Origin of the sequence: Streptomyces sp. NPDC005423, from assembly GCF_040606415.1 — a bacterium.
In the GTDB taxonomy this organism is placed as follows: Bacteria; Actinomycetota; Actinomycetes; order Streptomycetales; family Streptomycetaceae; genus Streptomyces.
Genome location: NZ_JBEXET010000090.1, coordinates 1 through 9,289, shown reverse-complemented (window position 1 = coordinate 9,289; position 9,289 = coordinate 1). Strand labels below are relative to the sequence as shown.

9 protein-coding genes and 5 pseudogenes are annotated in these 9,289 nt (G+C 68.7%); 8 read left to right on the top strand and 6 right to left on the bottom strand.

The features are described 5' to 3' along the window. Nucleotides 1–112 precede the first annotated feature (112 nt). On the top strand, nucleotides 113–370 hold the full coding sequence (locus ABZT12_RS38895) for a DUF2776 family protein (RefSeq protein WP_356394487.1): 258 nt from the start codon (nucleotides 113–115) through the stop codon (nucleotides 368–370). A 184-nt stretch (nucleotides 371–554) separates the two neighbouring features. Further along, nucleotides 555–1,085: pseudogene (locus ABZT12_RS38890) on the top strand (DUF6233 domain-containing protein). A 609-nt stretch (nucleotides 1,086–1,694) separates the two neighbouring features. On the opposite strand, the gene ABZT12_RS38885 reads toward ABZT12_RS38890, so the two are convergent. After that, entirely contained in the window at nucleotides 1,695–2,447 is a 753-nt protein-coding gene (locus ABZT12_RS38885; protein ID WP_356394481.1) for a transposase family protein, read from the bottom strand. A 283-nt stretch (nucleotides 2,448–2,730) separates the two neighbouring features. Continuing rightward, the gene (locus ABZT12_RS38880) at nucleotides 2,731–3,054 is read right to left on the bottom strand and encodes a hypothetical protein (RefSeq protein ID WP_356394478.1); all 324 of its coding nucleotides are present in this window, start codon (nucleotides 3,052–3,054) and stop codon (nucleotides 2,731–2,733) included. Nucleotides 3,055–3,427: 373 nt separating this feature from the next. Between ABZT12_RS38880 and ABZT12_RS38875 the strand changes: the two are divergent. From ABZT12_RS38875 to ABZT12_RS38865, 3 genes and pseudogenes are all read left to right on the top strand, one after another. Next, nucleotides 3,428–3,700 (top strand): annotated as a pseudogene (locus tag ABZT12_RS38875) (sigma-70 family RNA polymerase sigma factor); the annotation flags it as partial. After that, nucleotides 3,697–3,819 carry a hypothetical protein gene (locus tag ABZT12_RS38870; RefSeq protein ID WP_356394475.1) on the top strand — a complete coding sequence of 41 codons (123 nt, stop codon included), beginning with the start codon at nucleotides 3,697–3,699 and terminating at the stop codon, nucleotides 3,817–3,819. The pseudogene ABZT12_RS38875 and the gene ABZT12_RS38870, both read left to right, overlap by 4 nt. Before the next feature lie 107 nt (nucleotides 3,820–3,926). Continuing rightward, nucleotides 3,927–4,145 (top strand): annotated as a pseudogene (locus tag ABZT12_RS38865) (undecaprenyl diphosphate synthase family protein); the annotation flags it as partial. A gap of 140 nt (nucleotides 4,146–4,285) precedes the next feature. On the opposite strand, the gene ABZT12_RS38860 reads toward ABZT12_RS38865, so the two are convergent. The 3 genes and pseudogenes from ABZT12_RS38860 to ABZT12_RS38850 all read right to left on the bottom strand — a co-directional run bounded on the left by ABZT12_RS38860 (nucleotide 4,286) and on the right by ABZT12_RS38850 (nucleotide 6,014). Beyond that, on the bottom strand, nucleotides 4,286–4,510 hold the full coding sequence (locus ABZT12_RS38860; protein WP_356394472.1) for a hypothetical protein: 225 nt from the start codon (nucleotides 4,508–4,510) through the stop codon (nucleotides 4,286–4,288). A gap of 49 nt (nucleotides 4,511–4,559) precedes the next feature. After that, nucleotides 4,560–4,842 (bottom strand): annotated as a pseudogene (locus ABZT12_RS38855) (hypothetical protein). Between the two features lie 83 nt (nucleotides 4,843–4,925). Further along, on the bottom strand, nucleotides 4,926–6,014 hold the full coding sequence (locus tag ABZT12_RS38850) for a replication-relaxation family protein (RefSeq protein WP_356394469.1): 1,089 nt from the start codon (nucleotides 6,012–6,014) through the stop codon (nucleotides 4,926–4,928). 301 nt (nucleotides 6,015–6,315) lie between these two features. Between ABZT12_RS38850 and ABZT12_RS38845 the strand changes: the two genes are divergently transcribed. From ABZT12_RS38845 to ABZT12_RS38835, 3 genes and pseudogenes are all read left to right on the top strand, one after another. Continuing rightward, nucleotides 6,316–6,744, top strand: coding sequence for a hypothetical protein (locus ABZT12_RS38845; protein WP_356394466.1), 429 nt, complete (start codon nucleotides 6,316–6,318; stop codon nucleotides 6,742–6,744). A 240-nt stretch (nucleotides 6,745–6,984) separates the two neighbouring features. Next, a complete protein-coding gene (locus ABZT12_RS38840; RefSeq protein ID WP_356394484.1) occupies nucleotides 6,985–7,512 on the top strand; it encodes a DinB family protein in 528 nt (175 codons plus the stop codon). Nucleotides 7,513–7,629: 117 nt separating this feature from the next. Further along, nucleotides 7,630–7,731: pseudogene (locus ABZT12_RS38835) on the top strand (IS5/IS1182 family transposase); the annotation flags it as partial. A gap of 152 nt (nucleotides 7,732–7,883) precedes the next feature. On the opposite strand, the gene ABZT12_RS38830 reads toward ABZT12_RS38835, so the two are convergent. Continuing rightward, nucleotides 7,884–8,543: a hypothetical protein gene (locus ABZT12_RS38830; RefSeq protein ID WP_356394463.1), complete on the bottom strand. Its 660-nt coding sequence runs from the start codon at nucleotides 8,541–8,543 to the stop codon at nucleotides 7,884–7,886. Nucleotides 8,544–9,289 lie beyond the last annotated feature (746 nt).

Sequence of the window (9,289 nt, the reverse complement as noted above, 5' to 3'; positions counted from 1 at the left end):
CCCTCCGCGCGAAGTCCACGCCGAGCACGAGAAGTTGCGAATCGCCGCGTGAAATAGACAGTCAGATGCCTGTCCGGAAAACGCGAGGCCCCTCAGAGCGCAGAGCGCCGGCCTGAACCAGGAATACGTGGCCGGCCACATCATCTTCGGACTGGGACTGATCTGCGGTTGCGTCGCGACGGTCGCCACGGCCGCCAGCAAGTTCTCGCTCGTTTCGCAGAACTCGCGGTCAGCCGAAGGACATCGGCCCCCGGCAGCCTTCCCGTGGGCTGCGGTGGTGGTGGTGGGTGCCATTCCCGTCGTGCTCGCGCTCATCGCGTGGTCCTTCTCCATCTACAACTTGGCCGTGTCTGGCGGTACAGCAGCCTGATGAAGACCAGGTTCTTCATGTTCTGAGGCGAGATCGGCTTGCTGATGGCGGCGCTCCTTCGGCGTGCGGGACGACATCCCAGGAAGGATTCTGGCCCTCGCGCCCTCTTCCGCGCCTCTGGTTTCAGGCTGCTTAGTGTGGGGCCGTGACGACACCCTCCGACGATGCGACCGAACACGTACCTGTGCCGGTCCGGGTCGTGCTGCCCGCAGATCCTCTGCTCGGGACCGAGCAGCAGGAAGTCGTGGCGCGGCTGTGGAGACGGCGGCAGACGGAGACGGACTGGCTGTACCTGGTAGGGCTGCCGTCGTTCCGAGATCGCGAGGACGGCGGTGTGGAGGCGGCGGAGTACCGGGTGTGGGTGCGCGCCCCCGACCACGTACGGCCGGTCGGCGGCGTCGACTACGACCAGGTCGTCACCGAGAAGCTGAAGCGGTCACCGCAGTCGGTGGTCCGTGAAGTCCTCGGGGAGCGCAGGCCTTCGCGCTGGGTGCTGGCGAAGGTGCGAGGGCCGCGGCCCGGCCCACTCCGTCCTGCACGCACCGGACTGCGAGGAAGCACCGGCGGGTGCGCCGCTGCTCGATGTGGACCGCGCCCTGGACGCGGCAGAGCACCCGGGCACCCGCTGTACACGCTGTGCGGAGCCGGGCAGGAGCTGACGCCGCCGCTCCGTGGCTTCGACCACATCACCGACTCCGCCCCCGACGACTCCTGACCCCGGCCGCCGTTCACGTCCGCTGCGGCGCGGGTCAGGGATTCCAGGATCGCGGCGCAACGCGCTGAGCAGCCGTGGTCGGGCTGTGGGCGGTGCGGACGGGAGTCGTGGTCGGCCTGTTGGTCGGACCGTGGTCGCCCCGACCATGGCGGCTCGGTGGGCGCTCGCAGTGGCTCCCGGGTGGGTACTCTTCCGTCGCGTACGCGGGCGCAGTCCGAGCGGGGCACGTCCGAACCGCCAATCAATCTGCGGGAGCAGTTCACGCTCACCGTCTCAAAGCCCTCTACCTAATATGGACTTCACAACTCTGGGCCTGGTCGGAAGCCTTGCCGCCGGCCCGTTGGCCTTGCGGCTTCGCCTTCGCTGGCGCGTGCGGCAAGAGGAAGCGCGCGGTGCCTACCTCGTTGGTATCGCTCAGGCCCTCCCCGGGGAGGGCGGTTCGACGGACGGTGTGGGGACGGAACCCGGCTTCGTCTGGTCGTGAACGGGAGCAGCGAGCATGAGTGATCGTGAGCCGCGGGAAGCCATGGGCACGGCACAGCCGTCCCAGAGCGCCTCCACCTTCCCCTCCACCGAAGAATTCGAGGCCTTGAGCCCTTTCCATCTTGATCAGGCGGCGAGTTCGAGGGTGACGATGGCTCGGACGACGGCTGTGATCCGGGTGGTGCTGCAGCGGAGCTTCCGCAGGACTCGCCAGCACTTGCGGGTGGCCATGGCACGTTCGCCGAGGCTGCGTATCTTGGCGTGATCGCGGTTGTGAAGCCGACGCCATCCGCGCAGCCCCTTGCCCCGGAACGGGACGCGGACCGCCTGACCTGCGCCCTGATAGGCCTTGTCCGCCCAGCACTTGATGTCGTCGGCGGCGAGAGCGGCGGGGATGCCGTGGGTCCGGGCCGCGGTCAGATCGTGCACGGCTGCGGGTAGTGCGTCCGAGGCCCAGATCAGACGGCCGGCTGGATCTGCGAGGACCTGCACGTTCATCCCGTGGTGTTTCTTCTTACCCGAGTAGTACGGCTGGTTGGCAGCGATGCGGTCGATCGGCAGCACGGTGCCGTCGAGGATCACGTACGCCTTCTTCCGGACAGTCGTCATGGCCTGTTCCAGCGTGGGTGCGAGGGCGGCCAGGAGGCCGACGGCCTCGCGTATGTAGCGGTAGGCCGTCGCGGTCCCGATGTGGAATCCTGCTGCGAGGCGGGCATAGGTGTCGCCGCAGCGCAGGTGTGCCAGGACGAGCAGGGCCTGCCGACCGCAGGTCAGGCGACGCCACCGGGAGCCGATCCGACGGCGGTGACCTGCGAGAAGGCCGGAGAGGTGCTGCAGGGTGCGGCTGGACAGATCGATGCCGGACGGGTAGACAAGCACGCGAGAGCTCCTGGCGGACTGGTGATCTTGGTCGTGAACCCGTCTACCAGGAGCTTTCTTCATGCCCGCCGCCGGGGTGCCGATCCAACCAGCCGTCAGGTTGGAAGAGGCTCCTTCTATCTGGAGTTCAGACCCAAGCTGGTCGGTTTCCTCATCAGACAGGGAGCGCGTCTCTCGATAGCGGCGGAGATCGCCCAGGACAGCGGCAGGAGCCCCCGGCGAGTTCCTCGAACTCGCCGGGGGCGCTCCTGGCCCGGACGTCCTCGGGCGCCCGGGGCCGGGATCAGCAGCTCGGCAGCGGGTCTGTCTCGTCGTACACGTCGCTGTCCTTCACGAAGCCCCAGCCACCGTGGCTGTAGTGAGGCGTGTCGGCGAGCGTGTAGATCCAGCGGTTGGGGTGCGGGCCGCCGCCGCCGGTGGGGTCACCCTCGTACCGGCAGGTGAACCAGTTGACGGTCCCGCCAAGGTAGCCGACGGTCTGCCCGGCCCACTCCACGCGGATCCCCGGCCTGTTCCTGCAATACCAGTGGCCGTCGACGCCGTCAAAGTTGCAGGAGGACGCCGCCTGGTTGCTCCCGGCGGGCTGCGCGACAGCGGCACTCGTCATGGTGCCGACGAGGGCGAACGCGCAAGCCAGGGCCCCCGCGAGGCGCCTTGCGCGGGGTGAGGACAAAGTGGACTTCTTCATGGGCACATCCCGGAAGTCGGTGACCTGTGGAGTGCTCCCAACCTCACAGACCCGAGGGCGAAACGCCATCAATTCGAGCAGGGCCGAAAGGGGTGTCGTGTGTCTTGACGGCCCCGTGCGCCCCAGTTCACTCACGGCTGCCAAGGGGGAAGCTCCATGCGTTCCGTACGAAGAACCGCCCTGCTCGCCTCCGCCGCACTGCTGACGGCCCTGTTGCCCGTCCTGGACGCCTGCCTGGACCCGGCGGGTCGCGTCCCGAGAACTCGTCCGGCATCTCAGCCGCGCTGAAGCGGATCTCTGTGAGGACGTTCCAGAACCTTCCCCGCTGCTTTCCTCACCGGACGCGGCTGCGGAGTGGGAGCAGCAGCAGGACCTCCTGCGGCTGCTGGCCGATCTCCCTCCCCGCCAGCGGCAGATCGTGGCCTGGAAGTACGACGGTCACTCGCCTACGGAGATCGCCGAAGAGCTGGGCATCAGTCCTGAAACCGTGCGCTCCAGCCTCCGTAAGGCCCGCCTCATGCTTACTGCCCGCCTGGCACGGCGTGAGGAGCGTGAAGACCGGTGACAGACCTGTTCGAGCAGTCGTGGGCGGAGCAGAACACGCGGTTCGACGCGGAGCTGGCAGACCTTCTTGACCTCGAGGCCGGCCTGCGTGAGATCTCGCTGGAGAGGGACCAGGCGTAACCCCCAGCGCAACCTCGTGCTCCTGGTCGCCCACGGCGGCCGGTCGCGCGGCCCGGACGGCTCCGTGGGCGCGGGCGAGGTGGCGCAGTTCGGACCGTGCCGCCGGCGAACAACGCACCTCCAACTTCCTGCCCTGGCAAGCCACCTATGCCGAACTGCACTTCACCGGCCTGCCCTGGCCCGACGCCGACCGACGCCACCTATGGCAGGCCATCACCACCTACAGCCAACGCCAACGCCGACACGGCGCCACTCCATCCCAAGCGCAGAGCGCCCCACTATCAGCTGACAGCACTTCCGCAGGCACCGTCCCCGCGGCCGGATAGACGAACGCCACAGGCCGCCCGACCGGAGGCAGCGCAGCCGGGGGGCGGCCATGCCCCGCTGACCTGCTGTGGTCGGGTTCATGGTCGGGTGCTCCCACCGAGCCGAGCACGCCTGCCCGTAACCGGCGCGCAAAGCGGCTTCAGGCAGCACTCCACTGGTGTGCGCGGCCGCCGCGCCACTCGATCCACCGGTCATAGTCCAGGATGCTGTCGGCATCGTGGATGCCCGCGCCCTCGAGGAACACCACCAGGTCGTGATCGCTGTAGGCGGTGCCGAGGATTTCGTCCCGGCCATGGGAGTGCACGGTCACCCTCCGGCCTCCCGTGTCTGCGGGCGGGTGTACGACGATAGGCGTGCTGCTCACGCTTCCCAGCGTGCATCGGACAGACCGGCAGGGCGAGCCGCAGCAGCGGTCAGGGCGTCTCGCCGGAGTAGTAGAAGATCCAGCTCACACCGGGGCCGGGTGTGCGGGGCTCGCCGAGGCGCGGGTCGTACAGCGACCGCCCGCCGGGGAACTGCCCGAGCTCGGTGGACAGGGCCACCCCGTCGTCGACTTCCACGGTCCGCCATCCGTGAATGTCCAGCAGCAGACCGTCCAGCGGACCGCCGACCAGTTCGGCGTAGGTCCGGTGCGGGAGCGGACCGGGGTTGGGCGTCGTGGTCGCGGCCGTTTCGCAGCTGCTCATCGCCGTTCATCCGACCAAGCCTCCCAGCCGCCACCGACAACGAGAGCGTGAAGACGACGGTGGACCCGGCCTGGGTGGCCGGGCACACCGTGCTCACCGTGCCTTCGGCAGCGCGGCCAGAGAACAGCGGTCCTCGCCGCGGCCGTTGCCGGCGATCCGCCACACCGGCCCATCGGCCCCGCTGCGGGTCAGCAAGGGCAGGGTCGTCGTCGCCACGGTCATCCGGTAGTTCACGCCCCCGACGCGGCGGGGGCGGTCGTGGAAGGCTGCCTCCCTCGTTGCCGGGGCCGCGCGGCGCGGGGCGGGGGCGAAGACGAACAGCACCGGCGGGAAGGGCCGCTCCAAAGACGGCCCGGCGTAGGTCTCCTGCCAGTGGCTGCGCGGAGCTCGGGCAGCGTTCCCGCGCCCGGACGGCGGCGCGTTGCGGTAGGCGTCGTAGCGCTCCAGCTTGGCGACCAGGCGGGCGTAGGACATCGTGCGGTCGATCTCCACGAACGCGCTGGAGCTGTCGTTCAGGAGCACCACGCCGTCGGGCACCAGGTTCCCGGCCGGAGTGGGGTGGGCGACTTCCACCTGCCAGTCGGCGTGGTCGGCCATCTCCGCCTGGTGGAAGGCGATGACGGTGTCGACCAGGGCGAGGCCGTGCTCCCGCAGGCCCGTCTTGCTGGCGGCGCGCTTGCCTGTGGCGTGGCCGGCCCTTGGCGGAAGTTCGCCGGAGGCGGCTGCTTCAGCGAGCCCGGCCGGGGTGCAGTACCAGTAGCTCTGCTGGGCGCGGTGGGTCCGGCCGATCAGAGCCGGGGATTCGGCGAGCAGGTTGCGCAGTGCGCGTCGGACGTGGTCGGTGTCCTGCTGGTGGGGCAGCAGCAGCGCCTTGAGCTGGCGGGGTGTGGCCAGGCGCAGCTGGGGGAGGGTGAGCAGGACCTCGCCGCGGATCTCCGCTCCGGCCTTCGCCGCAGCCTTGCGGGCCCGGGACGCTTCTCCAGGTACATCAGTAGTAGGAGAAGAGGAGTTGCAACCGGCCGGGGCGGGTGAATCGGGCGTCTGATCAGCGACAACGGTCAGACGGCGGCTCGGGGCTGCGGGGCTGGAAGCGGGGCTCGCCACAGGGCTCGGAGCGGGGCTCGCCGTCGCAGCGGTGTCCGCCGGGGCCGGCGGAGTGTGCGGGGTGGGTGCAGTGGTCATCGCGTCCTCGGAGTTCTCCGGCCGTACGCGGCCGGATCGGTGACAGGTCCGGCCCGCACGCGAAGTGGTGCGGGCCGTGGCCACCGTGCGAAGCCACCCTTTGTCCGCGACCTGACGATCACCCCCGATCGGCGTCCGCTTTCACCTGGTTGACCCGATAGACCAACGGGTTTGTCCATGATCGACGTCACGAGCACCGCCCCGCCCCAGCTCCGGAATCTGTCCACAGGCAAGTGCCTGCACCGTAGGGCGACCGGCCGGGCGCAACGGGCGCCCGGTGTGTGAACAGTGAGGAAGCGTCATGGAGACGACGACGTCGAAGCTGCCCGAGCTCGCCCCGGAGCAGATCACGCGGGCCACCGACTACATAGAGCTGGTCTGGCGGTCCCAGGGCAGCGAGCAGGACCAGGCCGCGCTGGCGGCCTTCCACGCCGACGGCCTCGAGCTGGCGCTGCTGATCAGTGAGTTCGGCGCGCTGCTGCTGGCCGACTACATCAGCGTCGTGCCCGATGAGCACACCGACTGCGACGCCGGGAACGTCCTCGAGGACCTGGTGGCCGTGACGAGCCGGTATCTGAGGCGCTGGTGCCACGCGGGCGGCGGGGCACAGGCCGCCTACATCGCGGCGGTGTTCCTGATCGAGTGCATGCAGGAGGTCGACCAGGTCTCCCAGTTCCTCGCCGACATCCGCGGCAACGTCGGCGCCGGGTACGGGCAGGCCGCCACCTGAGCGGAGCGGAAGCCGGGGCAGCGCCCGGGGAAGGAGACTTCTCCTCCCCCGGGCGCTGTCCCGTTCGGGCGGGATGTCGCACGTAGCGAACCCGGTCAAGGTCGTGGCCGCAGTTTGATACTGACCGTTGACCAAAGATCTTAGACCGGCCGGCAAGAGGCGCCCGGAGGTGGCGAGGGTTGACCGCGCTGCCATGTTGCCTGCTTGATCCCCTTCCAGGTGGCGGTGCAGGGTGGATCCATGACATGGACAGCACCACCGGTCGAGCGCGACAAGCAGCTAGGCGGCCTGGGTACGGTCACTGAGCGTCAGATGTTGGAGGGTTGGCTGAGCTGGCACCGGGAAACGTTGCTGGCCAAGTGTGCCGGGCTTGAGTCGGCCCAATTGGCGCGGGCGACCGTAGAGCCGTCGGACCTCACCCTCCTTGGCTTGGTCCGGCACATGGCGGAGGTGGAGCGATGGTGGTTCCGGCGAAGCTTCGCAGGTGAGGCTATCGGCGATATCTTCACCGGCCCGTCAGATGGCAATGAAGGACTCGACGGAGTTCACGCAGCCCATGCGGAGAGAGACTTCGGATTGTTCCAGGCCGAGGTCAAAGCGTGCGACGCGGCGGCGGCCGGGCACGGCCTCGACAAGACCTTCATGTCCTCTCGCGGAGTTTCCCTCAGTTTGCGCTGGGTCTACGTGTTGATGATCCAGGAGTACGCCCGCCACAACGGCCACGCCGACTTCCTGCGGGAGCGGACCGACGGGGCAACGGGTGACTGAGCTTCGCTCTCAGACCGGATCGGCAGCAGGTGCCCGGGAGATGGGGTGAGTAGCAGAACGGGCACGGTTCCACGTGATCATGGATTTCTCTACGCTCAGTGATCACGAAGGACAGCCGTGCCCGCACTGCCATCTTGCCTGCTCGAACCCCTCTGGAACCAGTTCGTGGCGCTCCTGCCCGCCCGGAAGGAGTTCACAGCGGGCCACCCGCTTGGCTGCCTCAAGTGATCCATTTGCTGGTCGGTCTTAGTCGAGGGAGGAACGGCCTGCCGGAAAAGGTGTGAGTCGAGTGACGCCGGTTGCGGATTCGAGTCCTTGCCGCAGACGTTGGTTCTCCAAGGTGATGCGCTGGATGTGCGCGGCGGCGACAGTTAGGTGGTCATTGAGCTCGCGATTGCGCCGTTTGAGTTTGGCATTCCGAGCGACGAGCTCGTCGTAGCGGCTCGGTCGATCCGGTGTCGCTTCCATGGCCGGAGCCGACCGCATAGCGGAAACCTCGAGTGGTAGGTGCGGGGCGGCATCCACTCGATCCGCTCGCCGTGCTCGTCGTGGGCGTAGGTTGCCGGAACCGTCTGGGAGACGGCAGTGCGCATCACCGAGCCGATCGGTGCCGGCCGTCTCACACGGTGCGGGATCGGGACAGCTGCGATATGCCGCTTCCGGAGAGCCCACTCATAGAACTGGTTGACCAGGGACACCTCCTGGTTCCAGGTGCTGCCTCCCACCCGGGGCCCGGCCTCATCGCGGCGACGCCACTGATGAAATGCGAGGGGATCGGCCTCCGTGGCGTCCCGCCACAGTTTTCCACCGCGGGCGAAGTGCAGGAAGTTCAAGAAGCGGAGCAGTGCCCTGGCCCGGTTGGCGTTGCTGTTCCACGGCGCGATGAGCAAGTTCGCCTGAAGGAAGTACGAGTTGAGCGCTACGTCGTACGCAAACGTCGGCGAGAGCAGGAACGGCAGCCCGTCCGGTAAGCCCTCCTCATCCAGCCAATCCACGTAGCCGTCACACAGTTCACGCAGGCAGAAGGGCATGGTCGCAGGCTCCGGAAGCTCCCGGCTCACGAAATGCACGGTCCACGACGGTCGGCTAAGCACGCGCGGAAGCTAGCACCGGTCGATGACCGCTCGTGCACAATCAAGGAACGATGCACCGGCCCGGCCCCGGCGATGGACATCGGATGCTGTGCACTCCCCCACTGCGATGTCGTGCGCTCCCGGCCGATGTCGTACATCGAGTGGAGTCCACTGTCCGGGCATCGGGTGCGGTGGCGCCCACCGAGTGGGGTCCACTCCGCACGATGTCGTCCACTCTCGGGCCGGTGGTGCGCGCACCCGGTGCGCATGGCGCGCATCGTCGGTGCGGTGGTGCGCACCCGGTGCGGGGCGGCGGTGCTCACCGCCAGCGCGGCGGCGGGATGGTGCGCGCACCGTCCGCACCTGGCGCGTGTCGCGGCGCGCGGCGCGCTCGGAGTCGCGCGCGATGCCACCGCCAAGAGGAGCCGGATCGAGCCGAGTTCCTATATCACACAGCCCCTTGTCCGCTGTCCGGCCAGAGTCCCGAATGCGCGATATGGGGCCCGCGCACGTGTGGCAGGTCACACGGAATGGGTTCGAGGGCGGGTCCGGCGGGCGCGCGCCGCATCCACGGCCGGGCGGTGCGCATCTACTCGGGCAGGCGGTGCGCTCGGTGCGCGCACCGAGGATGTGGTGCGCGCACCAGGGGGCCCCCGGGTCGGGAGTGGGGGGGGGGGGGGGAGAGGGGGTTGGATAGAGTGTAG

Coding starts and splice junctions, on each gene's coding strand:
- ABZT12_RS38880 (WP_356394478.1), bottom strand. CDS start 3,054: ATGACGAGTGCCGCTGTCGCGCAGCCCGCCGGGAGCAACCAGGCGGCG.
- ABZT12_RS38850 (WP_356394469.1), bottom strand. CDS start 6,014: ATGACCACTGCACCCACCCCGCACACTCCGCCGGCCCCGGCGGACACC.
- ABZT12_RS38845 (WP_356394466.1), top strand. CDS start 6,316: ATGGAGACGACGACGTCGAAGCTGCCCGAGCTCGCCCCGGAGCAGATC.
- ABZT12_RS38840 (WP_356394484.1), top strand. CDS start 6,985: ATGACATGGACAGCACCACCGGTCGAGCGCGACAAGCAGCTAGGCGGC.
- ABZT12_RS38830 (WP_356394463.1), bottom strand. CDS start 8,543: ATGCCCTTCTGCCTGCGTGAACTGTGTGACGGCTACGTGGATTGGCTG.